Source organism: Lutibacter sp. (assembly GCF_030692605.1).
Classification (GTDB): domain Bacteria; phylum Bacteroidota; class Bacteroidia; order Flavobacteriales; family Flavobacteriaceae; genus Lutibacter.
Genome location: NZ_JAUYUD010000057.1, coordinates 1 through 25,387, shown reverse-complemented (window position 1 = coordinate 25,387; position 25,387 = coordinate 1). Strand labels below are relative to the sequence as shown.

The following is a 25,387-nucleotide window of genomic DNA, read 5'->3' as shown; positions in this document are numbered from 1 at the left end:
ATGAAAAACTTAAAGAAAATTTAGAAAACCATATGCAAATGTTAGTTCAAAATCCAGATAGAGTTCAAAAATATTTCAATCATAAAGATATTCAATATGCAGCTTGATAATTATAGATATAATGCCGTCGGGTTAATAATTTAATCTTTTTATGTTAAAAATGGAGTGTCAATAGGTTCCCATAATTCAATTTTATTTCCATCGCAATCTAAAATCCAAGCAAATTTTCCATATTCATATTCTTCCATAGTTCCTGTCTGAGTAACTCCTTCTTCATGTAACTTTTTAAGTAACCCAACTAAATCTGCTACCCTATAGTTAAACATAAATTCTTTTTTGGATGGATCGAAATAAGTTGTATCATTTTTAAACGGGCTCCACTGTGTACTCGCCGGTTGGTTCTCATTATTTTTCCACCAAAAAGTAGAACCCCATTGATCAACGTTAAACCCTAAATGGGTTTTGTACCAGTTTTTAATGACTTCAGGATTTTCGCTTTTGAAAAATAAGCCACCAATACCTGTAACCCTTTTTTGTGGTTGAATTTCTTCTGGTGGAGTAGTATTAAAAAATTGTTTTTCTACTTTATCAACAATTGTTTGTGCCAATTTTAAGTGTGATTCAACCGTCCAACCTGCAATATGTGGTGATAATAAAACATTATCGGCTTTAATTAAATATTCAAAAGAGTGGGGCAAATCTTCATTTTCAAATAAATTTTCAAAAGAGCTTTTTTCATATTCCAAAACGTCTAAACAGGCTCCAAGAATTTTTTTTGATTCGAGCGCTTCCACTAAATCATTTGTGACAACAGCAGAACCTCTAGCTGTATTTATGAAGTAAATAGGTTTTTTAAACTTAGAAATAAATTCTTGGTTAATCATTTTATGAGATAACTCATTAAAAGGGGTATGTATACTTAAGACATCAGTTTTTTCGTGTAATTCTTTTAAACAAACCTGTTTGCAATTTTCATCACCAACATTTTCTTTAATATCGAAACAAATTACATTTACATCAAAACCTTTTAGTTTTTTGGCAAATGCTTTGCCCATATTTCCATATCCAATAATCCCAACCGTTTTGCCATCTAATTCAATGCCCCTATTAGCTTCACGTAACCACTTTCCATTTCTAATTTCTAAATCGGCTTTTTTAATGTTGTTGAATAATGCCAATAACATTCCTAAGGCGTGCTCTCCAACAGCATTTCTATTTCCTTCGGGAGCAGCAATAAGTTGAATTCCTTTTTGTTCGGCATAGGAAACATCAATACTTTCTAACCCGGCACCAACACGGGCAATAAATTTTAAATTAGTAGCTTTATCTATAAATTGAGTGTCAATATTAAACCTACTTCTAATAACAACTCCTTCGTATTTATTAACTTTTTCTTCAATTTGTTGTTTGGTTGAAGTATAATCTTCATCACAAATACAGCCTAATTTTTCAAGACCATTTTGAAGTATTTCATGATTGGTATCTAATAGAAGAATTCTCATTTTTTAGTATTTTCTTTTCCCATTTTAGCATAAATTCCCCCATTGGGGGTTTAGGGGGCTTTTAATATTGTTCATTTTCATTTGGGAAATCACAACTTTTCACGTCTTTAATATATTGTTCAAAAGCTCTGGTCATTTCAGAATAAAGATCTAAATACCTGCGTAAAAAACGAGGATGAAATTCATGCGTCATTCCCAACATATCGTGGGTAACCAAAACTTGACCATCAACGCCATTTCCAGCACCAATACCTATAACTGGGATTGATAAACTTTGAGCTACTTCTTTGGCTAATTTAGCAGGAACCTTTTCTAAAACCAAGGCAAAACACCCTAATTCTTCTAAGAGTTTGGCGTCTTGTTTTAATTTTTCAGCTTCATCATAATCCTTGGCTCTAACAGAATACGAGCCAAATTTATAAATAGATTGAGGCGTTAGGCCAAGATGTCCCATAACAGGAATACCGGCAGTTAATATTCTTGAAACCGACTCACTTATTTCGCTTCCTCCTTCTAATTTTACGGCATGACCACCTGATTCTTTCATAATTCTAATGGCAGAATCTAAAGCACTTCTTGAATTTCCTTGGTAACTTCCAAAAGGCAAATCTACCACCACCAAACTGCGTTCAATACCTCTAACTACAGAGCTTGCATGGTAAATCATTTGGTCTAAGGTAATAGGCAATGTGGTTTCGTGTCCAGCCATTACATTTGATGCCGAATCACCTACTAAAATAATATCAATACCGGCATTATCAACAATTTTAGCCATTGTATAATCGTATGCCGTAAGCATAGCGATTTTAATATTGTTATTTTTCATTTCCACCAAGCTTTTAGTGGTAATTCGTTTATAGTCTTTTTTAGCTTTTGCCATTTGAAAAGGTTTAATTGAAAAAGTAAAAGTAAGGAAATTTAGTATTTTGTAATAGTCAATAATTTTATTTATAATTATTGCATTGAAAAATCTTTTAATAATATGATATTCAAAAATTTGAATATTATTTTTTTACAAGTATATTTACGGAAAAAGTAAATTATTTTGGAAAAGAGTCAAAAATTAAACGATAATCGAATTAAAGAATTAGAAGAAAAGGTACTTAATTTAACCTTAAAATTAAAAGAAAAGGAATGTGAATTAGTTACAGTTAATGAAGCTAATAAACTTAGAGTCAGTAAAATTAGTCATAATTTAAAAAACCCTGTTGGAGTTATATATTCTTTTTCTGATATGATGTTGGAAAGTTTGGAAAAATATACTCCAGAAAAGTTAGAAAAACATATTACTATCATTAAAAAGTCGGCTGAGTTTTCCTTAACATTGTTAAATGCAATTGCAAAAATCACACAATTACAGAATTCAACAACTGCCTTTTTGTATAAAAACATTGATTATTTGCCGTTTTTAAATTCAATAATTGATGAATTTAAAGAGACTTGTAATGAAAAAAACATTAAAATAATAAAGAATTTTCCTCAAGCTCAACTTATGATATATGCCAGCGATGATGAAATAACTATCGCAATTTACAATATGTTGCATAATGCATTTAGGTATTCGAAAGATAATGGCACAGTTGAAATTGCAGTTATTGAGCATGAAAATAAAATTGAAACAGTAATTGCCGATCAAGGTATTGGTTTAGAACCAAATGATTTAGCAAAAGTATTTAACGAATTTTATGTGGTGAACACCTATTCTGAAGATGGACAAAAATGTTTGGGTTTAGGGTTAACAATTGCAAATAAAATAGTACAATTTCATAAAGGTGATATTTCTATTTCTAGTACTTTTAACGAAGGAACAATTATTAAATTTAAGCTCCCAAAAAATTAAATTTTTAATATTTAACAATTTTAAAAGCAGAAGGTTAAGTTTTGAATAAGATAAAAATGTATCTTTAGTTTCACTAAACCCCTAAGAACCTTATAATTATGAATGAGCATAATTTATCATATCCTTCTAACAGTAAGGCTTCAGATTCAGATAAATCAGAAAATTATAAAAGTTTGTTTGAAAAATATGTGATCTTTTTTGAGTATTCCCCTATTTCTCTATGGATTGAAGATTTTTCACAGGTTAAGGCATACATTACTCAATGTATTGGTAATCAAAAATTAGATGTTCAAGCGTATTTAAAAAAGAATCCTTCAATTTTACCAACATTGGTATCTAAGGTTGTTATTAAGGAGGTAAATAAGGCTGCTGTATTACTTTATAAGGCTAAAAACAAGCAAGATTTATTAGAAAATTTAAGTAATGTTTTTACGGAAAATTCAACAAAAGGTTTTACAAAATTATTAATTGATATTTTATCGGGAGTTAAAGAAACAGAAATAGAAAGTATAAATAAAACATTTGAAGGTAACGAAATAAATACCTTGGTAAGGTTTAATGTTATTGAAGGTGATGAGGAAACATTTGAAAATGTAGTAGTTTCTGTTGAAGATATAACAGAAAGGAAAAAAGTTGAAAATAAATTTTTAGAGAGCAAGCAGCGTTTAGAAGATGTTTTTAAAAATACGCCATTAGCATCTATTGTATGGGATCTAGAGTATAAAATTTTAGAATGGAATAAATCTGCAGAACGAATATTTGGTCACAAGGAAGAAGATGTGGTAGGAACCTATGCTGCAAATTTATTGACTCCTCCGAATTTATTAGATGAAATGGGACACCTCCGAGAAACCTTATTTTTAAAAGATAAAGGGTTTAAAAAAACGAATGAAAATATAACAAAGAGTGGAGAAATTATTACCTGCGATTGGTATAGTGTTTCTCTTAAAAATGCTGAAGGAAAAATTATTGGTACTTCCTGCCTAGTTGATGATATTTCTGAAGAAATAAAAGCTAATTTACTTTTAGAAAAATCAGAGAAAAAATATCGAAATATTTTTGAAAAATCCTTTGATCCAGTAATGATTTTGAAAAATGGAATATTTACTGATTTTAATGAAGCTGCTTTAAAAATGTTTGGATATAACTCCAAAAATGAAATTTTGAATATTCACCCCTCTAAAATTTCTCCGGAATTTCAGGCAGATGGAAGTAACTCTTTTCAAAAAGCTGAGGAACATATAAATAGCGCTGTTGAAAAAGGAAGTAATAGATTTGTTTGGTTTCATAAAAATAAAAAGGGAATTGTATTCCCATGTGAGGTTTCATTTACAAAAATTGGTGAAAGTGATAATTCTACTACAATTCATGCAACGGTAATAGACATTTCAGAGAGAATAAAAAATGAAAAATTAGAAAAAGTTATTTACAATATTTCAAAAGCGGCATTTGAGAATTCAGATTTTTCAGATTTTTGTAAAATTGTACAACAAGAAATGCACAAAATAATTGACACGGATAGTTTCTATATTGCACTTTATAACAAGGAGAAAGATTCAATTTCAATTCCTTTTGTAATTGATGAAGTAGATGATATTACAAATTTTCCTGCTGGAAAATCGTTGACAGGTTATCTAATAAAATCTAAAAAACCTTTATTGTTAACAAATAAAGACCATCAAAAATTAATTGATAAAGGTGTTGTAGAATTGGTTGGAGAACCTATGAAAATTTGGATGGGTGTTCCTCTGAAAAATAAAAATGAAGTGTTTGGAGCTATTGTAGTTCAAAGTTATACTAATCAAGAAGCATATACGGAAAACGATTTAAAATTGTTAGAATTTGTTGCTAACCAAATTAGTACTGCAATTCAGCAAAAAAATATTGAAAGTGAATTAAATAGCGCCTTGATAAAAGCACAAGAAGCTGATAAATTAAAGTCTGCTTTTTTAGCAAATATGAGTCACGAAATAAGAACTCCTATGAATGGTATTATTGGGTTTTCGGAGTTGTTTATGGATCCAAATTTAAGTGAAGGAGACCGAACTAAATACGCAAAAATTGTCATAAATAGCAGTAAGCAATTATTACGTATTGTAAATGATATTTTAGATATTTCAAAAATTGAAGCTGGAGTTGTTCAACTGAGTTATAAGCCTGTTAATATCAATAAAACACTTGATTATCTATTTAAATTTTTTAAGCCTAAAGCGTTGAATCACAATTTAGAATTAAAACTTCATAAAGGACTAGAAAATATTGAAAGTATAATTGAAATTGATGAAACAAAATTTAATCAAATTTTAACCAATTTATTGTCTAACGCCTTTAAGTTCACTACAGAAGGAAGTATTACTTTTGGATACGATTTGATAGATAATATGTTGCAATTTTATGTTAAAGATACAGGAATTGGAATTGAAGAAAATTCACATCACAAAATATTTGACCGATTTGTGCAGGCTCAAGAAGATTTAAGTAAAAGACATTCAGGAACAGGTTTAGGTTTGGCAATATCAAAAAAGTTTGTAGAGTTATTTAATGGTAAAATATGGCTAACATCTAGTAACCTAGGAACAACTATATATTTTACTATTCCTTACCTAAAATCTAAAGAATTTAATATAATTTCGGTGGTAGAAAAAGAACCAAAAATTAATATTATCATGGAAAAAGAAATTACCATTCTGGTAGCTGAAGATGAAGAATACAATATGATGTATATGAATGAATTATTCTCAAAAACAAAATTTAAAATATTAGAAGCAACTAATGGTGAAATAGCGATTGAGAAAGCACTAAATAATGAACTGGACTTAATATTAATGGATATAAAAATGCCGAAAATTGATGGCAATGAGGCCATGTTAATCATTAAAAAAGTAAAACCTAACTTACCAATCATTGCGCTTTCTGCCTTTGCAATGGAATCTGATAAAGAAAGCGCACTTAAATTAGGCTTCAATTCATATTTATCCAAACCTATTGAAAAGGAAAAATTATTTTATCTTATAGATAAATTTTCAAGCAAATAATAAGTATTTTAGCTCTTAAATCTTTCTTAATGCTAGAAAAAAATCACATATTAACTCCTGAAAAATGGGTGAAATTGCATGCTGATTATTTGTATAATTATACCATTAGCAGAATAAATAATCATGAAATATCGAAAGATTTAGTACAAGAAACATTTTTCGCAGCCTTAAATGCAATGAAAAATTTTGAAGGAAAAGCAAGTGAAAGAACTTGGCTGATTGCCATATTAAAACGAAAAATTATTGATTATTACCGTAAAATAAATTCCATCAAAGGTAAGGCTGAAGTTCGAATGAATTTTTATGATGATGGAGAACATGCGGGAGAGTGGATTGAAGAAAGAGTACCGTCATCTTGGGTAAGTGAAGTTGAAAAAGACATAGAAAATAGAGAGCTTGGGAATGCCCTGGAAAAATGCATAAGTGCCTTGCCAGAAAAATATGAAATAGTATTTAGAATGAAAACCATAGAGGAATTGGAAACAGAAGAAATATGTAAGGAATTGGATATTTCGTCGTCCAATCTTTGGGTAATTATTCATAGAGCTAGACTACAATTAAGAAAATGTATGGAAGATAATTGGTTTAAAAAATAATAATGATTATGATGAAATTAAATTGCGACCAGGCAACTTCAATATGTGATAAAAGTCAATACAATGAAGCTTCTTTTTTGGAGAAAATAAAACTAATAATACATATGTTTCATTGTAAATATTGCAATATTTATTCTAGGCAAAACACTATTTTATCTAAATGTTTTAAGAAACACAAGCATCAACATAGTAGTTATTTAAAATGCCTTAATAATGAAGAAAAGTGTTGTATGGAAAATAACATTAAAGAAAAAATAGGTTAAGTTTAGTTGAAATTTTAATGTAAATATCACCTCATTTATTATAATATACAATGGACTTTTTACCTAAATTATTAGAAAACTACGTTATTCAACATACTCAAGAAGAACCCGCACTTTTGCAACAATTAAATAAAGAAACTTGGCAAAAAGTACTCAATCCACGCATGTTAAGTGGTGCTTATCAAGGTCGATTATTAGCAATGCTTTCTAAATTAATTAACCCAAAAAACATATTAGAAATAGGGACTTATACGGGTTATTCGGCGTTGTGTTTAGCCGAAGGACTTCAAGAAGACGGAGCGTTAATTACAATTGATAAAAATGAAGAACTAGAAGATTTTTCAAAAGGGTATTTTGAAAAATCTAATTATAAAAATCAGATTAGTGGTATAGTTGGAAATGCACTCGAAATTATTCCTACACTTAACAAAAAATTTGATTTGGTTTTTATTGATGCCGATAAAGAAAATTACTGTAACTATTTTTATCTTATTATTGATAAAATGAATAAAGGCGGAGTAATTTTATCAGATAATGTTTTATGGAGCGGTAAAGTAATAGAAGAAATAGACCCAAAAGATGTAGATACCATAGAATTAGTGAAATACAATCATTTATTAAATACAGATCCTCGCATAGAAACGGTGTTGCTTCCAATAAGAGACGGACTTTCAATTACAAGGGTTAAATAGTTAAACCGTTATTTTTTTAACCAAAAAAGTTTTGTAAAAAAACAACGAAATTATGTAACCTAAACACATTCCAGCAATAATATCACTAGGATAATGTACGGCTAAATAAATTCTACTGTAGGCAAATAATGTGGGAAACAAAAAAAATAAAAAGCTAAATTTTTGATGTTTTCTCATAACCCAAAAAGCTAAAAAAGCAATTGTAAACGAAACTGTTGAATGGCCTGAAACAAAACTGAAACCGCTTGGTTCTATTAAAATTCTTAAATGTTCATTTATTGATTCATCATAAATGGGTCTTAATCGCTGTAGATAATTTTTAATTAAATTAACAGAAGTAAGGGCTGTAATTCCACTTAGCGCAATTATAATTGAAATATAACTAGTAATTTTTAGACCAAAAGAAATAAAACCTATATAGAATAACACAAAAAATAAAGGAATCCAAGTAAGCGGATTTGTACAAATAATCCAAAAATTATCCCAAGACTCACTTCCAAGTTGATGTAAAAAAATAAGTAATTGTTGGTCGTAATTTAAAATGGAATCAAAAAAAGTCAAAATTACATGTCTCTTTTAATAGGACCTGTAATATCATCAATATTATCTTGAATTTTTTTCTTAATTGGATTAGAAAAATCATCAAAATTAGTTTTGGTTTTTGTTATTTCATCCCTAACTTTTGAAACAATATCAATATCCAAATCATTTTTTTCTGCACTGTTCTTTATTTCCCTTTTTATATCGTTGGTAGCATCTTTTATTTGGCGCATACCTTTTCCTAAACCTCGAGCAATTTCAGGTAATTTATCTGCACCAAATAACATTACAGTAATTAGTAGAATTACAAATATTTCGCCGCCACTAATAAATAAATACATAATTAGGATATTTAAAGTACAAAGATAATATAAATACTTAATTAACTATAAGCTAATTTTGGATGACTTACAATACTAAAAAAAACTTCTTACTGTTGATGTATTTAGATGTAAAATAGTTGTTTTATTATACTAATTTATTTATATCTCCAACTTGTTAAATCTGCATTCTTAGGGGCACTTTCAGCAATGCGTTTCATTATTTTAGGCACATATAGAGTATTATATCTTAATCTAGAAATAGCATTTGAATTTTCCTGATCACCATTCCAGCAATGTTCGGCCCTATCTCCATAAGCTACTTCACCTTCATAATATGGATCAGTTGTACTTTCTAAAAAATCTTCCATTAAATAAACAGCATTGTTCAAATAATAATTATCCATATCGCCACAATAAATATGGATTTTACCTTTCAATTTTTCTCCTAATTTGTCCCAATCACGTTCTAAAATATACCTTAAATCGTAATTTTCTTTCCAATAATTTGCAACTTTGTGGTTTATTTTACCAGTTTTTTTATCCCAAATTCTAACAGGATAACCATCTTTATCTTGAGGAGAATAGGTAGCTTCCCAAATATCCCATTGGCCACCAGATCTTGAATGATCTCCAAGAACCAATTCTAAATGATTAGACTCTTTCATTGTTGAAGAAATATTACCTAAATAATCTCTATGTGCTGGTTTTTCCAATTTTTTATGCTCACTTTTATAAAAATAAGCATTTTCATCTTCATAAATGTTGGTTAAACAATAAGCCCTAAAATCAATAGGATCAGGACAAGCAGCAAAGCAGCCATTGTACTCATCAGGGTATTTTACCTGAACAGCCAAAGCTTCCCAACCACCAGTAGAGCCTCCATATAAAAACCGAGACCAGCCTTCGCCTTGTCCTCTAAATTGTTTTTCAATATATGGAATAAGTTCAAAGGTAATTGCATCTCCATAAGGTCCTTGACTTGCAGAATTTACTGCATAAGAATCATCGTAGTAAGGTGTTGGATGTTGAATTTCGATAATAATAAATCGAGGAAAATCTGGTTCGTTCCATCTTTTGTAAAAATCATAGGCCTCTTGCTGTTCAATAATATTATAGCCATCTAAACTAAATCGTTCTGAATATTCAGGAGTTAAATTTTTATCTGGAGGTGTTGTTCTAAACCCACCAAAATTGGATGGAAAATGTCCGTGAAAAATCATTAGTGGGTATTTAGCTTCCGGATGGGCATTAAACCCTTTTGGAAGCAAAATATGAGCACCTAAATACATATCTTTTCCCCAAAATTTGGACAATTTCTCTGATTTTATTTTTACATGTTTAATCCATTCTGTATCTTCAGGTTGAGGAATTTCAGGAATTATTTGATCTAAAACAATCGATAGGTTTTCAATACCTTTTTCACCAACTTCAATTTTAACGGGCTTACTATACAAATTTCCAGGAGATTTATTCCATTGTTGTCCTTCTCCGTTATCCATTGGTAGTTTAACGGTTTGACCTGTTTCCAAATTAAATGTTTCATATACATGCAATAAGGCTTGAATATAATAAGTTCCAGGCTTGATATTTTGAAGGCTTTCAATAGGAAAACCAAAAACTGTTTCATCAAAATTAACTTCTTGGTTTGCAGTTAATTGGTCGACATTCATTCCGAAAATTAACTGATTATTTAATCCTTCACCTATTTGAAATCGAGGTTCTTCTTTATTATTAGTTGAAAGCATTAACAACATTCTGCCGTCTAATTTTTTAGTACTCATTTCATCAGAATATGAAACAGCTATTGCAATTTTTGATTCGGTTTCCAACGCTGGTTTACAGCTGATAAAAATTGATAAAACAATGAATGAGGCGATGATTTTTTTCATAATAGTTAATTTAAGAACGAGATTAAATTTAATAAAATAATATGAAACTATTTTTTCTTAGTTAACATTCTTTTTATTTCATTCAATTTCATTAAAGCTTCTATAGGCGTGAGTGTGTCAATATTGGTAGCTAAAATCTCTTCTTTGATGTTTTCTAATAGTGGATCATCTAATTTAAAAAAGCTTAGTTGCAGATCATTTTCAGCAGCATTTTTTAATGTTTCCTTAACATCAGCGTTGGTGTGATTTTTCTCTAACTGCTTCAACATTTTTGTAGCTCTATGTATAACTGAAGAAGGCATTCCAGCAATTTTAGCCACATAAATACCAAAACTATGTTCACTTCCACCAGGTACTAATTTTCGTAAAAAAATAACTTTATCTTTTAGTTCTTTTACCGATACGTTAAAGTTTTTAATTCTGTCAAAGGAGATCGTCATATCATTTAATTCATGATAATGTGTAGCAAATAAAGTTTTTGCTTTTGATGGGTGTTCATGCAAATATTCTGCAATTGCCCAAGCAATTGAAATACCATCATAGGTACTTGTTCCACGTCCAATTTCATCTAACAACACCAAACTTCTTTCAGAAATATTGTTTAGAATACTTGCAGTTTCATTCATTTCTACCATAAATGTAGATTCGCCCATCGATATATTATCGCTAGCGCCAACACGGGTGAATATTTTATCTACAATTCCAATTTTTGCATGTTGAGCAGGAACGTAACTACCCATTTGAGCCATTAAAACAATCAATGCGGTCTGTCTTAAAATGGCCGATTTACCACTCATATTTGGACCTGTAATCATTATAATTTGCTGAAGGTTTCTATTTAAAACCAAATCATTTGCAATGTATTCTTCTCCAAGAGGTAACTGTTTTTCAATAACTGGATGGCGTCCGTTTATAATTTCTAAATTGGTACTTTCATCTAATTGAGGTCGAACATAATTAAATTGTTTTGCAATAAAAGCAAAGGATAACAAACAGTCTAGTTGTCCAATTAATTGAGAATTTAATTGAATTGGTTTAATAAATTCTAAAATTTCAGTCACAAGTTGATGAAACAACGCGTGCTCTAAAGCGCTAATTTTTTCTTCGGCCCCTAATATTTTTGTTTCGTACTCTTTTAATTCTTCAGTAATATAGCGTTCGGCATTTACGAGTGTTTGTTTCCGAATCCATTCTTGCGGAACTTTATCTTTGTGAGTATTTCTAACCTCAATGTAGTAGCCAAAAACGTTATTAAATGCTATTTTTAGAGAAGTAATTCCTGATCGCTCAATTTCACGTGCCAACATATCATCTAAATAGCCTTTTCCCAATGAAGAAATAGCTCGTAAATCGTCCAGTTCTGTAGAAACTCCTGTAGCAATGGCATTTCCTTTATTAATGTTTACAGGCGCATCTTCTTTTAAAGTAAAGGCGATTTTTTCACGTAATAAATTACAATTTTGAAGTTGCTCTCCAATTATTTTTAATGAAGTGTTGCTACTTTTTTCAGCCGCTTCCTTAATCGGAATTATAGCATCTAACGAGTTTTTAAGTACAACAACTTCACGTGGACTTACCTTATTTGTTGCAACTTTAGAAATCAAACGTTCAATATCACTTATTTGTTTGATTTGATTTGTAGTTAATTCAAAAAACGAATCGTTGTCTAAATAATATTTAACAACATCGTGCCGTTTTTTAATAGCATCGAGATCTTTTAAAGGTAATGCCAACCAGCGTTTTAACAAACGACCTCCCATTGGAGAAATGGTTTTATCAATAACATCTAAAAGTGTAACTGCATTTAACTGATTAGAATGATACAACTCTAAATTTCGAATGGTAAATTTATCCATCCAAACAAATTTGTCTTCAAAAATACGATTGATCACCCCTATGTGTTGGAGGTTGTTATGTTGTGTTTCAGATAAATAATGCAAAACCACTCCGGCCGAAATAATACCTTCTTGTAAATCATCAATTCCAAAACCTTTTAATGTTTTTACTTTAAAATGATTGGTAAGTATATCTAAAGCAAATGTGGTTTCAAAAACCCAATCATCTTGATAAAAAGTATAAAAACGATTTCCAAAATGTTGACTAAACTCTTTTTTATATTGTTTTTGAACTAAAATTTCACTCGGATTAAAATTTGAAAGTAATTTGTCTATATATTCAATAGAGCCTTGAGCGGTTAAAAATTCACCCGTTGAAATATCTAAAAATGAAATTCCAACATTTCTTTTCCCAAAGTGAACTGCTGCTAAAAAATTATTTGTTTTTGATTGTAAAACTTCATCATTAAGCGCAACACCAGGAGTTACCAATTCTGTTACACCTCTTTTTACAATGGTTTTAGTCATTTTTGGATCTTCCAATTGGTCACAAATAGCAACGCGCATTCCTGCTTTTACCAATTTTGGCAAATATGTATTTAAGGAATGATGAGGAAAACCCGCTAGGGCTGTTTCGCTTTCGCTTCCAGCACCTCTTTTAGTTAAAACAATTCCTAATACTTGAGAAGCTCTTTTGGCGTCTTCACCAAAAGTTTCATAAAAATCACCTACTCTAAACAACAACATTGCATCAGGATATTTTATCTTTATAGCATTGTATTGTTTCATTAATGGAGTGACTTTCTCTTTTTTTGCTGCCAATTTTTTAGGAAATTAGGTTAGTTTTGCGAAGTTACATTTTTAATTAAGATTTGCGAATTACGAAATACGAATTTTCCTTTAGATGAGCAATTTCACAGTTAAAAGATTAAATGATTAAACAGTTAAACAACTATATGAGAAAATTAAAGAACAGCGAATTAGGACGACCTTCTATTGATGTATTCAAAGAAACAACTAAAATTCCTCTAATTGTTGTGCTCGATAACATTAGAAGTTTAAACAACATTGGTTCTGTTTTTAGAACAAGTGATGCTTTTTTAATTGAAAAAATATACCTGTGTGGTATTACGGCAAAACCACCGCATAAAGATATTCATAAAACTGCATTGGGAGCCACCGATTCTGTAGAATGGGAATATGTTGAAGACACACTTTCTTTAGTTGAAAAGTTAAAAGTTGAAAAGTTAAAAGTTATTGCAATTGAACAAACTGAAAATAGCACCATGTTGCAAGATTTTAACATTGAGTTTAATCAGAAATATGCAGTTATTTTTGGAAATGAAGTAAAAGGAGTTCAACAAAAAGTAGTATCAGAAGCAGATATTTGTATTGAAATTCCACAGTTTGGCACCAAACATTCTTTGAATATTTCAGTTAGTGTTGGAGTTGTACTATGGGATTTGTTTAAGAAGTTTAGGTTTTAGGCACAAGGTTAAATGGCTGAAGGTTAGAGGTAAAACGGACAAATATAAAAGAACTAGAGCTCAAAATTGATAACAAAAAACTTTACATATGTGATGCGTTAGGGTAATATTTATGGTATCAAATATCAGCAGATAAGTTGCTGTTATTTTTTTTTAAAATTAAAACCCTAAAATTAATTTTGCTATTAAAAAGTAAATTAAAATTCCAAAAATATCATTACTTGTTGTAATAAATGGTCCTGTTGCCATTGCAGGGTCTATTCCTCTTTTATCTAAAATAATAGGAACAAAAGTCCCAATAATAGAAGCAATTATTATAACAGAAACTAAAGATATTGCGACAGTTAATCCCACTTTAAAATCGAACCCTAAAAAATACATTCCGGCCGACATTAATAAAGCGGCAAGTACTAATCCATTTAATAAACTTAATAAAATTTCTTTAATAAGTCTATTCCATAAAGAGCCTTTTAAACTATCGTTTGCTAAACCTTGAAGAATAATTGCTGAAGATTGCACTCCAACATTACCAGCCATTGCTGCAATTAAAGGGGTAAAAAAGAAAAGTTCTTTATAATTTTCCAACGCCTCTCCAAATCCACCTAAAACAGATACACTAATAAATCCGCCAAACAATGCTAAAACAAGCCAAGGCAATCGTGCTTTTGTTAAATCCCAAATGCTGTCATCTGCTTCAACATCTTGTGATATACCAGCAGCCATTTGATAATCTTTTTCAGCTTCATCTTTAATAACATCTACAATATCATCAATTGTAATTCTACCTACTAATCTACCAAGTTCATCTACTACTGGTATGGCCTCAAGATCATACTTTCGCATTATTTTTGCCACATCTTCGGCATCGTCATTTACATTTACCGAATCTACTTTTTTAATGTAAATATCTTTAATTTCGGTTCTTGTTGAGGTGGTAAGAAGGTCTTTTAAAGAAAGTCTTCCTTTTAATAAATCATTATCATCTACCACGTAAATTGAGTGAACTTTAGAAACCTCTTCAGCTTGTGCTCTCATTTCTTTTACACAAGTTAGCACGGTCCAGTTTTCATTTACCTTAACAAGCTCTTTTGCCATTAAACCACCGGCAGTATCTTCATCATATCGTAAAAGTTCGATAATATCTCTGGCATGTTCTTCATCTTCTAAATGAGAAATTACTTCTTTTTTTTGAGTTTCAGAAAGTTCGGAAATAATATCGGCTGCGTCATCAGTATCTAAATCATCAATTCTTTCAGCAATTTCTTTTGAAGAAAGGCCTCTAAATATTTTTTCACGGGTATCGTCATCTAATTCAGCAATTAATTCTGAATGAGTTTCACTATCAACCAATTTAATTAAATAAATCGCATCTGGTATCTCGAGTTCTTCAATTATTTCAGCAATATCTGCGTAATGAAGGTCTTCCATTAAATGAAGAAGCGATTCATTATTTTTTTCTTGAATTAATGCTTTAATTTCATCAATGTACGCAGTTGTAATTTCAAACGACATCTTTTTCTATTTTTGAAGTGAGATTTATAAATTCCTGCACGGATAATTGTTCAGGACGTTTTGTAAAGATACTATCTTTCGTTAAATCGTCAGATAAATTAAATGGTTTTAAGCTATTTCTTAATGTTTTACGCCTATGATTAAATGAAGTTTTCACTACTTTAAAAAACAATTTTTCATTAACGGGTAGCATAAAATTTTCTTTTCTAATGAGTCTAATAACACCAGAATCTACTTTTGGAGGTGGATTAAAAACGGTTGGAGGAACAGTAAATAAATACTCCACATCATAAAAGGCTTGAGTAAGTACAGAAATAATTCCATACACTTTACTTCCTTCTTTTTCTGCAATACGAAGTGCAACTTCTTTTTGAAACATTCCTGCAAACTCAGGTACTACAGCTCTATTTTCAATGGCCTTAAAAAGAATTTGAGACGATATATTATAAGGGAAATTCCCTATTATGGCAACTTGCTCATTATTAAATTGGCTCGCTAAATCAATTTTTAAAAAATCTTTTGAAATAATATTTGAAGCTAAGGAAGGATAATGTTCTTCTAAATAAGCAACGGATTCTTTGTCTATTTCTATGACGTGCGTGGTATAATTTTTTTGAAGTAAATATTTAGTTAATACACCCATTCCAGGGCCAATTTCTAACACAGTAGAATACCCATTTTGAGTTAAACAATCAGCAATATTATTTGCAATTTGCTCATCTTTTAAAAAATGTTGACCTAAATATTTTTTTGCTTTTACAGTCATATTTAATTGGTTAAACTCATACTAAAAAGTTCAGTAATAACCTTTAATTCAGTTCTAAAAGCTACAAATTTATCTTTAAATAATTTAAGACCTTCTTCTTGTAATCTCGCGGCATCATCTTTATAATATTCTTGTAATGTTTCTAGACTATCTGTTGTGTATTGAACAGAATAGGTGGTTCCGCCCATCTCTTCATCAATCATAACTTGAACCAATTTAGCTTTGGAAAATTTTCCAGTTGCTAACATAGCTGGAATATGTGTTTTTTTCATCCAATTCAGCCATTCTTCATCGTATTTTTCGTCTATATTAATGGTTACATTGTAGATATACATAGTTTTGTTAAAAGTTAAAAGTTAAAAGTTAAAAGTTAAAAGTTAAAAGTTAAAAAGGTTAAGGTCTCAAAGGTAAAAAAATAATAGTGTATGTTTTACTTGTCATATCCTCTTTAACAACTAAAAACTAAAGTTTATTGCCTAATGCCTATAACATTTCGTCTCCTCTTAGGTTTCTATATTTTTTTCGTGCATCAACTAAATAGATACTGGAAGGATAATCAAAGATAATTTTTTCATAGTATTCTTTTGCCTTTGGAACGTTATTAAGTTTATTTAAATACAATTCGGCTAAAAAATAATGAGCATCATCTGCTAAAATATCTTTTGAATTTAATTGAATTATTTTTAAATAATTAGTTATTGCAGCTTCAAATTGATTGGTTTTTTCAAATAATTTAGCTTGTTTTAGTAATGCTTCGTCTTCAATGGAATGCCCTTTATAATTAGTTAAAACAAGCTGTAATGTATCTATAGCGTCCTTATTTTTATTTTGAAAAGCCAATAATTCTGCCATGGCATATTTTTTAAGGGCAACTTTTAAACTGTCTATTGTTGCATTATCGGTAATTAATAAATTTAAATCGAGGGCATCATTTGCAATTAGTTGTGAAGTTGAATTTTTTAATACGCTTAGTTGAGACTGTGCCCATTCAAAATCGCCTTTAAAGTAAGAAGTTTGCGCAATTTTAAATCGTGCTAACTGCCCAATAGCATGATTTTTTAATTCGTTTTGAACTTGTGTATAATGGATAAGTGCATTTCCAAACTTGTTAGTAAACACCAATATATCTGCTATTTTTATTTTAATAGTTCCTTTCTCAAAATTAGTAAGTGGCAATAATAATAATTGATATAGAATGGTAAGAGCTTCGGTTATTTCATTTTTTTTGAAAGCTAAAAAATCAGCATATAAAACAGCTATTTCAAGTGTGTTTCTTGTTGTTCCATAACTGGTAAATAGTGTTTGAAATTTTGTTTCAATATCACTAAGGTTTTTAGAATTTACTAATTCAATTTCTAGTAAATACCGTTCGGCTGTTAGGGCAATTTCAACGGTAGGAGGAGATTCTAGAATAAAAAAAAAGCAATTTTTTGAGGCCATAAAATCATTGTTTTCAAATGCCATTTTACCTATTTCTACAATGTTTTTCAAATCGCCTTCATTTCTTTTTATGAGTGCTTTTTCTTGGATAAGTGCTTTATTAAAATCTTGCTGCTGCACGAATAACCAACTAAGCAATAAATTCCAGTTTGTATCTGGATTTGTTTGTGAGCGTTGTAATAATAATTTTCGCAACGATTTATTATGTTCGTTTTCAGCATCATCTGTAATAAAATTACCAATATAGCTTTTGGAGATATTTAAATAATCAGGATTATGAGCTACCATATTTAAATAGGCATCGAACATTTTTTCAACCTCTCCTTTTTCTCCATATAAAAAGGCAATTTGTGCATTATAATTAGAGGTAGGATAATGTTTCATAGCTTTAGTATATGCTTGTAAAGCATAATCGACTAAATGGCAATCCTGAAATGCTTTACCAACTTGGTACCCAAGATTGGGAGATTTTTCTATGGATTTTAACGCTTTTTCATAGTATGGGAGGGCTTTTTCATATTGGTGTTGAAGTTGGTAATTGTAACCCAATTTAACATATAAATAATCTTGCTCAGGTAAACTAATTAGTTGCTTATTTATAACTACTTCAACTTCATTGAAACGCTCTAATTGTTGGTAGCAATCTATAAAATAATTCAAGTAATTACTGTTAATGGGGTTTTTTTCGAACAAACTTTTAAAAATTTCTGAAGCTTTTTCATAATCGCCATTTCTATAATATTGAGATCCCAATAATTGATCTTGCGCACCTATGTGCGAAGAAATTAAAAGGATAACAAAAAGAAGAAAATAACGCATAATTAATAAAATTGTATTTCAAATATAACGAAACTAAAAGTAAGAATTTGTTAAATGATAAATTGGATTTTTTTGGTAAAAATTATTTTGGCACGGAAATTGAATTTTAATAAATATTAACAAAAACCAACCAAATGAAAAATCTATTTAAACAATACGAAACTGCAAAAAAGAGTGCTTTGGAATTTATGAGAAAGGGTCAAATTAATGCATATATGAACGCATTAATTGAAGCTGATTATTATAAAAGATTAATTATTACAGTTCAATCTAATTAATGATATCAAAACCACAGTAAGGAACCAATACTTTTGGAATTTTTATCCCTTCAGGCGTTTGATAATTCTCTAACAATCCGGCTAAAACTCTCGGTAAGGCTAGTGAACTCCCATTTAAAGTATGTGCTAATTCACTTTTACCTTCATTATTTTTGAATCGCAATTTTAAACGGTTTGCCTGAAAAGTTTCAAAATTTGATACAGAACTAATTTCTAACCATTTATCTTGCGCCGTTGAAAACACTTCAAAATCGTAGGTAAGTGAAGAGGTAAATCCCATATCGCCACCACACAAACGTAAAATACGATAAGGTAACTCAAGTTCATTTAAAATATCTTTCACGTGGTTAACCATTGAGTCTAATGCAATGTAAGAGTTTGATGGATGCTCAATTCTTACAATTTCAACTTTATCAAATTGATGTAGTCTATTTAAACCTCTCACATGTGCTCCATAAGAACCGGCTTCTCTTCTAAAACAAGGCGTGTAGGCAGTTAGGCATAAAGGAAATTCTTCCTCCTTTAAAATTACGTCTCTAAAAATATTAGTAACAGGTACTTCGGCAGTTGGAATTAAATATAAATTATCTGTTGCGTCATGATACATTTGCCCTTCTTTATCTGGTAGCTGACCTGTTCCAAATCCAGAAGCCTCATTAACTAAATGTGGCACTTGAACTTCATTGTAACCAGCTGCGGTATTTTTATCTAAAAAATAATTAATAAGTGCACGTTGTAATTTTGCGCCTTTTCCTTTATATACAGGAAATCCAGCGCCGGCAATTTTATTGCCAAGTTCAAAATCTATAATATCGTATTTTTTTGCTAAATCCCAATGAGGTAAAGCGCCTTCCGCTAATGTTGGAATTACACCTGCTTCAAAAATAGTTTCATTATCATCAGCAGATTTTCCAACTGGGACAATTTCATTAGGAATATTTGGGATTAAGTATAATAACTCTTGTAGTTCATTCGATTTAGTCGCAAGATTTTCACTTAAATCTTTACTAAGGTCTTTTAAGTGGATGGTTTTTTGTTTTAAAATCTCAGCCTTTTTAGGCTCTCCTTGCTTAAAAAGAAACCCAATGTCTTTCGATAATTTATTTGATTCTGCTAAAATATTATCCAATTCTGTTTGAATAGATCTTCTTTCTTCATCTACTTGCAAGGTTTTTTCAACCAATGCTGAAGCATTTTTAAAATTTCTTTTGGCTAAACCTTTTAAAACAATTTCTTTTTTTTCTCTAATAAATGCTACTTGCAACATGACTAAAATCCTTTAATTGAAAGGCAAATTTAATAAAATGAAGTTTAATTTAACTAATTACTTGAATTTGATTTTAAAATAATATGTTCTTTAATTTCAGTAATCAATTGAGGTATTTTATGAGTGTTAAATAAAATCTCTAAATCGAATGAGTTTTTGGTCAAATTAGTAATTTTGAAGGAACCTTTTTCGACTGGAAAATAACCACTTTCACCCTTGCAAAAACAAAGACGACCATAAAATAATTGCACTTTTTCTAAATCTTTATCTTTTAGGTTAATTTTTTTAAAAGGAGATTTTAATTGTATGTAAATAAGCTCTTTATAACTATTATCTTGTAGAGATTTATCAGTTTTTTTTGTAAAAGTATAAATGATTACTGTGTTGTTTCCTTCTGAAATAATTGGATAATAATTATTAAATTCATCTTTTTTAAATTCTAAAAAAGAATCTGGCAATAGTTGAATTTCACAATCGCCATTTGCAAGGCACGTTTCTAAATTTTGAATTATTTTTTCTTTAATTACAATTGTTTTGGATGTATTACATGAGGTAATTGAAAAAAGGAAAACAAAAATAAATAAATATTTCATTTTAAGTGGTTTGAAGCAATTTAATAAATTTTAATGATTTTTTTTTATCTTTTATCAATTGAGATTTAAGATTTTCAATAGTATCAAATTTACGTTCATCTCTTAGGTGGTTTAAAATGCAAATTTGGATTTTCTCATTATATAAATTGTCGCAAAAATCAAAAAAATGAATTTCAATGGTTTGGTTTTGCCCATTTACGGTTGGTCTATACCCTATATTCATCATTCCGTAAGTCGTTATGTTTTTTAAAACAGATTTTACAATATATGCACCAGTTTTTGGAATTAATTTATAAGTTTCTGTTAATTTTAAATTAGCCGTTGGGAATCCAATTTTTTCTCCTAAGTTTTTTCCTTGTACAACTGTACCTGTTAAGGTGTAATTATAACCTAGATATTTGGTTGCAAGTTTTATTTTTCCACTTTTAAGGGCAGTTCTAATTTTAGTTGAACTAATTGCAATTTCTTTAATTTCTTTTTGAATTATTTTTTCAAGTTTAAATCCAAATTCTGAACTGTAATCTTTTAATTGCTCAAAACTCCCTTCTCTATTTTTCCCAAATTGATGATCGTAACCAACTACTAATTTTAAAATATTTAGGTTTTCAACCAAAATATTTTTCACAAAATTATAAGCTGAAATTTCTGAAAACTGAAAATTAAACTCTTGAATAATTAAAATGTCTAATCCTGTTTGTTCAAGTAATTTAATTCGTTCTTCCAATGTGTTTAACAGTTCAATAGAGTTACCTTTTTTCAATATCATTCTGGGATGTGGGAAAAAAGTTAGTAAAACTGATTTAGAATTTGCATTTTTAGCACCAATAACAAGGTTTTGGATTACTTTTTGATGCCCTAAATGTACTCCATCAAAAGTTCCTATGGTTACAAAGGTCTTTTGCTGAGAACGAAACTTAAATACATCATTATAAATTTTCAAAGCAGAAAAGTTATTTAAAATTTTGAGCTGTAAAAATACTTTAATTATTTTAACGATGTAATTTATGGTTATAAATTGTAAGGAAGTTAAATTATTTTATATTTGTTATCGAATAATAATTACCCCAAACAACTAAATATGAGTCAAAAACGCTATAAATATTTCAGCACCTTTATAATGTTAATTGCAGCTTTAACTGCGGTTACGGGGCAAAATAAAAACGATTTATGGTTCAAAAATATTGAATCAAATAAATCAAATGTGCAAAAGATTGAAAGAAGAACTTTTCCAAATAAATCTCATGAGTTTGATCTTAATTTAAAAGCCCTTAAGTTAAAATTGGAAAATGCCCCTAAAAGAAAGGGCGAAAAGTTAAAATCTTCTACCATAGTTTCTTTTCCAAACTCATTTGGAAAAATTGATAATTATGAGGTTTTTGAAGCATCAATTATGGATGAAGAATTGGAAAAAAAGTATCCAACAATTAAATCATATGCTGGGAAAAGTATTGATAATCCAACAGCCTCTATTAGATTTAGCGTTTCGTCTAAAGGTTTTCATGGTATGATTTTTCATGATGGGATTACTACTTTTATAGATCCTTTAACTATTTCAAACGACTCATATATAGTTTATGCTAAAAATGAACTTCCTTTAACGGAGCCTTTTGAGTGTAAATTTGATGAAATAAATACAACAGAAAAGGTTAAATATGTGTCTTCTGGTAATAGTGCAAAAGCAGAAAATGCAAGTGGAGGTCAGTTAAGAACATTTAGGTTGGCAATTGCAACTACCGGTGAATATTCACAATTTCATTTAACAAATAAAGGAATTTTAGCAACTGCCACTGAAGCAGAAAAAAAAGCAGCAGTTTTACTAGCTATTGTTGATGCTATGACAAGGGTTAATGCGATTTTTGAACGTGATTTAGCATTGACAATGATTTTAGTTGCAAATAATACAAATCTTATTTTTTTGGATAGCGCTACAGATGGTTTTTCAAATTCAGATTCTAACGCTTTAATTAATGAAAGTCAAACAGTAATTAACGCTACAATAGGTTCAACTAGTTACGATATTGGCCATACATTTAGCACGGGTGGTGGTGGCTTAGCCCAACTAAATTCACCATGTACAACTCAAAAAGCAAGAGGAATTACAGGATCTAGTCAGCCAATAGGAGATTCATATTATATAGATTATGTTGCTCATGAAATGGGACATCAGTTTGGAGCTCATCATACCTTTAATGGTGATGCCGGAAATTGTAGTGGAGGAAACCGAAACGATGCAACTGCAGTGGAACCTGGAAGTGGATCAACTATTATGGCATATTCAGGTATATGTGCCCCTCAAAATGTACAAAATAAGAGTGACGATTATTTTCATGTAGTTAGTATTAGAGAAATGTGGGCAAATATTACAAATGGTAATAGCACATGTGGGTCAATTTCGGTTACTGGAAATGTGGCGCCTACAGTTGTTGATTTACCAAATTATATTGTTCCAATCTCAACTCCTTTTGTTTTAAACGCAATAGCATCCGATGCTAATAGTGATAATTTAACCTTTACTTGGGAACAATTAAATACGGAAATTACAACAGCACCTCCAGTTTCAACAGCTACTGGCGGACCAGCTTTTAGATCAATGAGTCCTTCAACATCATCCAAAAGATTTTTCCCACAATTGACTACTGTTTTAGCAGGGAATTTAGGAACAACTTGGGAACAATTACCTTCGGTCTCTAGATCAATGCGATTTGGAGTAACAGTTAGAGATAATTTTGTTGGGGGAGGCCATTCTACGAGTAAAGAAACGACGGTCGCCTTCGATGGCAATTCGGGTCCTTTTAAATTTACTTCTCAACTTACCATTGAAAGTTGGGACAGTGGTGTTTCAAAACTAATTACTTGGGACGTTGCCAATACCAATGTATCTCCTGTTAGTTGCAATTTTGTAAACATTTTGTTATCAACAGATGGAGGAAATACTTTTCCTACAGTTTTAGCTTCAAATGTTTCAAATGATGGTTCTCAACAAATAGTAGTACCAAATATTACAACTACTTCCGGAAGAATCAAAATTGAAAGTGTCGACAATATTTTTTACACTATTAATAAAGGTACTATAACTATTCAGACCTCTGAATTTATAATGAATTTTGCGGCATATGAAAAAGAAACGTGTGCGCCAAATAGTGTGGTGTATAACTTCACCTATAATACCTTTTCGGGGTTTAATGAAACAACCACCTTTTCTGCTTCAAATCTTCCAACCGGAACAACGGCAACTTTTAGCCCAACTACTGCAATTAGTAATAATACGGTCGTAACTATGACCATTAATAGTATTGAAAATAATGATGTTGGTCCTCATACCATTTCAGTTACAGGAACCTCTGCAACAAAGGTTAAATCGACTTCGGTTGCACTTAATGTTTTTTCAACGGTGCTAACAGCTCCTATTTTAACGGCACCGTTAAATAATGTTGTAAATGTTCCGAAGCCATTTAAATTAAGTTGGGAAACTCATGTTAACTCAAAAAGCTATCTAGTAGAAATTTCAACCAATAATACATTTTCAACTATAGTACAGTCTTCAACGGTTATAAACAACACTTTGAATCCTTCATCTTTAATGCCAAATACAATCTATTTTTGGAGAGTAAAAGGAATCAATAATTGCGGTACGAGCAGTTATTCTTCAATTTTTAGTTTTAAAACTGAAAATGAAATTTGTTTTAATAAGGCATCAGTTCATACTCCTATAGAAATTCCTGACAACAATACCTCGGGTATAGGTTCTACCATAAAGATAACCGATTATATTGTTGTAACAGATGTAAATATAACTGTAAATATTACTCACCCTTGGATTGGTGATTTATCCCTATTTTTAATTAATCCACAGGGAGAAGAAGTGTTACTTTCTGCTAATAATGGTGATGAAGGCGTAAATTATACTAATACAATTTTTAATAGCGATAATACCTTAACAGCCATTAATTTTGGGATACCACCTTTTACAGGCTCTTTTAGCCCTCAAGGTGATTTATCTAAGTTTAATACTAGCAATGGTTTTGGTGATTGGACCTTAAAAGTTGTTGATGGAGGGCCAGAAGATGTTGGAACAATTAATAATTGGAGCATAGATATTTGTGGAATAGTGTCTGATGATAGCGATAAAGATGGGGTTAATAATGCCAATGACCTTTGTCCGAATACTCCGTCTGGGGAAACAGTAACTTCAAATGGGTGCACTAAATTTACACTTCCATTTAACAATTATGTAATACAGGTAATAAGTGAGACATGTCCAGGGAAAAATAACGGGCAAGTAAAAATAACCGCAACGGCCATTCAGAATTATATTGCAACAATAAGCGGGGTAGCTACTAATTTTATCAACAATAATTTTGCTTCTCTGCCATTAACACCTGGAACTTATACACTTTGTATTACGGTTACTGGGCAAAGCTATGAGCAGTGTTATCAAGTAGTTATTGCGGCTGGAACTGCCGCTAAGGGTAATTCGAGTATTTTTTCTAATAAAATGGAAATAGAAATGGTACAAGGTACCGCGCCTTTTGATGTTTTTGTGAATGATAAAATGCTATTTCAAACATCAGCACCTCAGTTTTCAGTAGATGTTAAACACGGAGATGAAGTACAGGTTAAAACCAGTATTGACTGTGAAGGTGTTTTTTTAGAAAAAGTTGATTTGTATCAGAGAATAATTGCATATCCTAATCCAACCAATGGTAATTT

At 30.3% G+C, this 25,387-nt stretch carries 20 protein-coding genes; 7 read left to right on the top strand and 13 right to left on the bottom strand.

The features are described 5' to 3' along the window. Positions 1 to 149: 149 nt before the first annotated feature. Both Q8S45_RS05430 and panB read right to left on the bottom strand, forming a co-directional pair. The gene (locus Q8S45_RS05430; protein WP_305601970.1) at positions 150 to 1,502 is read right to left on the bottom strand and encodes a D-2-hydroxyacid dehydrogenase family protein; all 1,353 of its coding nucleotides are present in this window, start codon (positions 1,500 to 1,502) and stop codon (positions 150 to 152) included. 61 nt (positions 1,503 to 1,563) lie between these two features. Next, the gene (gene panB / locus Q8S45_RS05425; protein WP_305601967.1) at positions 1,564 to 2,382 is read right to left on the bottom strand and encodes a 3-methyl-2-oxobutanoate hydroxymethyltransferase; all 819 of its coding nucleotides are present in this window, start codon (positions 2,380 to 2,382) and stop codon (positions 1,564 to 1,566) included. Between the two features lie 165 nt (positions 2,383 to 2,547). Between panB and Q8S45_RS05420 the strand changes: the two genes are divergently transcribed. The 4 genes from Q8S45_RS05420 (at position 2,548) to Q8S45_RS05405 (ending at position 7,928) form a co-directional block, all read left to right on the top strand. Further along, complete coding sequence (locus Q8S45_RS05420; RefSeq protein WP_305601965.1) at positions 2,548 to 3,342, top strand: sensor histidine kinase KdpD; 795 nt, start codon at positions 2,548 to 2,550, stop codon at positions 3,340 to 3,342. A 98-nt stretch (positions 3,343 to 3,440) separates the two neighbouring features. After that, on the top strand, positions 3,441 to 6,377 hold the full coding sequence (locus tag Q8S45_RS05415; protein WP_305601964.1) for a PAS domain S-box protein: 2,937 nt from the start codon (positions 3,441 to 3,443) through the stop codon (positions 6,375 to 6,377). A 29-nt stretch (positions 6,378 to 6,406) separates the two neighbouring features. After that, positions 6,407 to 6,973 carry a sigma-70 family RNA polymerase sigma factor gene (locus Q8S45_RS05410; RefSeq protein ID WP_305601962.1) on the top strand — a complete coding sequence of 189 codons (567 nt, stop codon included), beginning with the start codon at positions 6,407 to 6,409 and terminating at the stop codon, positions 6,971 to 6,973. 313 nt (positions 6,974 to 7,286) lie between these two features. Next, complete coding sequence (locus Q8S45_RS05405; protein ID WP_305601959.1) at positions 7,287 to 7,928, top strand: O-methyltransferase; 642 nt, start codon at positions 7,287 to 7,289, stop codon at positions 7,926 to 7,928. Here Q8S45_RS05405 and Q8S45_RS05400 read toward each other — a convergent pair whose 3' ends face one another. The 4 genes from Q8S45_RS05400 to mutS all read right to left on the bottom strand — a co-directional run bounded on the left by Q8S45_RS05400 (position 7,929) and on the right by mutS (position 13,337). Beyond that, positions 7,929 to 8,489 carry a phosphatase PAP2 family protein gene (locus Q8S45_RS05400; RefSeq protein WP_305601956.1) on the bottom strand — a complete coding sequence of 187 codons (561 nt, stop codon included), beginning with the start codon at positions 8,487 to 8,489 and terminating at the stop codon, positions 7,929 to 7,931. A 2-nt stretch (positions 8,490 to 8,491) separates the two neighbouring features. Next, the gene (locus tag Q8S45_RS05395; protein WP_305601953.1) at positions 8,492 to 8,809 is read right to left on the bottom strand and encodes a twin-arginine translocase TatA/TatE family subunit; all 318 of its coding nucleotides are present in this window, start codon (positions 8,807 to 8,809) and stop codon (positions 8,492 to 8,494) included. Between the two features lie 137 nt (positions 8,810 to 8,946). Continuing rightward, positions 8,947 to 10,680 (bottom strand): alpha/beta hydrolase-fold protein, encoded by a 1,734-nt coding sequence (locus tag Q8S45_RS05390; protein ID WP_305601951.1) that lies wholly within the window; start codon positions 10,678 to 10,680, stop codon positions 8,947 to 8,949. Between the two features lie 47 nt (positions 10,681 to 10,727). Beyond that, a complete protein-coding gene (gene mutS, locus Q8S45_RS05385; protein ID WP_305601949.1) occupies positions 10,728 to 13,337 on the bottom strand; it encodes a DNA mismatch repair protein MutS in 2,610 nt (869 codons plus the stop codon). A gap of 134 nt (positions 13,338 to 13,471) precedes the next feature. On the opposite strand from mutS, the gene Q8S45_RS05380 reads away from it, so the two are divergent. After that, the gene (locus Q8S45_RS05380; RefSeq protein WP_305601973.1) at positions 13,472 to 14,002 is read left to right on the top strand and encodes an RNA methyltransferase; all 531 of its coding nucleotides are present in this window, start codon (positions 13,472 to 13,474) and stop codon (positions 14,000 to 14,002) included. A 159-nt stretch (positions 14,003 to 14,161) separates the two neighbouring features. Here the strand turns inward: Q8S45_RS05380 and mgtE are convergent, their stop codons facing one another. The 4 genes from mgtE to Q8S45_RS05360 form a co-directional block, all read right to left on the bottom strand. Next, entirely contained in the window at positions 14,162 to 15,514 is a 1,353-nt protein-coding gene (gene mgtE, locus Q8S45_RS05375; RefSeq protein WP_305601947.1) for a magnesium transporter, read from the bottom strand. Continuing rightward, complete coding sequence (gene rsmA, locus Q8S45_RS05370; protein ID WP_305601945.1) at positions 15,504 to 16,280, bottom strand: 16S rRNA (adenine(1518)-N(6)/adenine(1519)-N(6))-dimethyltransferase RsmA; 777 nt, start codon at positions 16,278 to 16,280, stop codon at positions 15,504 to 15,506. The genes mgtE and rsmA overlap by 11 nt, the downstream gene beginning before the upstream one ends. Before the next feature lie 2 nt (positions 16,281 to 16,282). Beyond that, the gene (locus Q8S45_RS05365) at positions 16,283 to 16,615 is read right to left on the bottom strand and encodes a DUF4286 family protein (protein WP_305601943.1); all 333 of its coding nucleotides are present in this window, start codon (positions 16,613 to 16,615) and stop codon (positions 16,283 to 16,285) included. Positions 16,616 to 16,763: 148 nt separating this feature from the next. Then, the gene (locus Q8S45_RS05360) at positions 16,764 to 18,539 is read right to left on the bottom strand and encodes a tetratricopeptide repeat protein (protein WP_305601941.1); all 1,776 of its coding nucleotides are present in this window, start codon (positions 18,537 to 18,539) and stop codon (positions 16,764 to 16,766) included. A 134-nt stretch (positions 18,540 to 18,673) separates the two neighbouring features. Here Q8S45_RS05360 and Q8S45_RS05355 point away from each other — a divergent pair, with 134 nt between their 5' ends. Next, positions 18,674 to 18,817 carry a hypothetical protein gene (locus Q8S45_RS05355; RefSeq protein ID WP_305601939.1) on the top strand — a complete coding sequence of 48 codons (144 nt, stop codon included), beginning with the start codon at positions 18,674 to 18,676 and terminating at the stop codon, positions 18,815 to 18,817. Here Q8S45_RS05355 and serS read toward each other — a convergent pair. Genes serS through Q8S45_RS05340 form a run of 3 tightly spaced genes read right to left on the bottom strand, consistent with a single transcriptional unit; the run spans position 18,810 to position 21,617 of the window. Further along, on the bottom strand, positions 18,810 to 20,084 hold the full coding sequence (gene serS / locus Q8S45_RS05350) for a serine--tRNA ligase (protein ID WP_305601937.1): 1,275 nt from the start codon (positions 20,082 to 20,084) through the stop codon (positions 18,810 to 18,812). The genes Q8S45_RS05355 and serS overlap by 8 nt on opposite strands. Before the next feature lie 53 nt (positions 20,085 to 20,137). Beyond that, positions 20,138 to 20,677 (bottom strand): hypothetical protein, encoded by a 540-nt coding sequence (locus Q8S45_RS05345; protein WP_305601935.1) that lies wholly within the window; start codon positions 20,675 to 20,677, stop codon positions 20,138 to 20,140. A gap of 1 nt (position 20,678) precedes the next feature. Continuing rightward, complete coding sequence (locus Q8S45_RS05340; protein WP_305601933.1) at positions 20,679 to 21,617, bottom strand: bifunctional riboflavin kinase/FAD synthetase; 939 nt, start codon at positions 21,615 to 21,617, stop codon at positions 20,679 to 20,681. Between the two features lie 138 nt (positions 21,618 to 21,755). Between Q8S45_RS05340 and Q8S45_RS05335 the strand changes: the two genes are divergently transcribed. Continuing rightward, positions 21,756 to 25,387: reprolysin-like metallopeptidase (locus tag Q8S45_RS05335; RefSeq protein ID WP_305601931.1), on the top strand; the 3,632-nt coding region annotated here is incomplete at its 3' end.

Coding starts and splice junctions, on each gene's coding strand:
- serS (WP_305601937.1), bottom strand. CDS start 20,084: ATGTTGCAAGTAGCATTTATTAGAGAAAAAAAAGAAATTGTTTTAAAA.
- Q8S45_RS05415 (WP_305601964.1), top strand. CDS start 3,441: ATGAATGAGCATAATTTATCATATCCTTCTAACAGTAAGGCTTCAGAT.
- Q8S45_RS05380 (WP_305601973.1), top strand. CDS start 13,472: ATGAGAAAATTAAAGAACAGCGAATTAGGACGACCTTCTATTGATGTA.
- mgtE (WP_305601947.1), bottom strand. CDS start 15,514: ATGTCGTTTGAAATTACAACTGCGTACATTGATGAAATTAAAGCATTA.
- rsmA (WP_305601945.1), bottom strand. CDS start 16,280: ATGACTGTAAAAGCAAAAAAATATTTAGGTCAACATTTTTTAAAAGAT.
- Q8S45_RS05345 (WP_305601935.1), bottom strand. CDS start 20,677: ATGAAATATTTATTTATTTTTGTTTTCCTTTTTTCAATTACCTCATGT.
- Q8S45_RS05395 (WP_305601953.1), bottom strand. CDS start 8,809: ATGTATTTATTTATTAGTGGCGGCGAAATATTTGTAATTCTACTAATT.
- Q8S45_RS05360 (WP_305601941.1), bottom strand. CDS start 18,539: ATGCGTTATTTTCTTCTTTTTGTTATCCTTTTAATTTCTTCGCACATA.
- Q8S45_RS05355 (WP_305601939.1), top strand. CDS start 18,674: ATGAAAAATCTATTTAAACAATACGAAACTGCAAAAAAGAGTGCTTTG.
- Q8S45_RS05410 (WP_305601962.1), top strand. CDS start 6,407: ATGCTAGAAAAAAATCACATATTAACTCCTGAAAAATGGGTGAAATTG.
- Q8S45_RS05365 (WP_305601943.1), bottom strand. CDS start 16,615: ATGTATATCTACAATGTAACCATTAATATAGACGAAAAATACGATGAA.
- Q8S45_RS05390 (WP_305601951.1), bottom strand. CDS start 10,680: ATGAAAAAAATCATCGCCTCATTCATTGTTTTATCAATTTTTATCAGC.
- Q8S45_RS05430 (WP_305601970.1), bottom strand. CDS start 1,502: ATGAGAATTCTTCTATTAGATACCAATCATGAAATACTTCAAAATGGT.
- panB (WP_305601967.1), bottom strand. CDS start 2,382: ATGGCAAAAGCTAAAAAAGACTATAAACGAATTACCACTAAAAGCTTG.
- Q8S45_RS05405 (WP_305601959.1), top strand. CDS start 7,287: ATGGACTTTTTACCTAAATTATTAGAAAACTACGTTATTCAACATACT.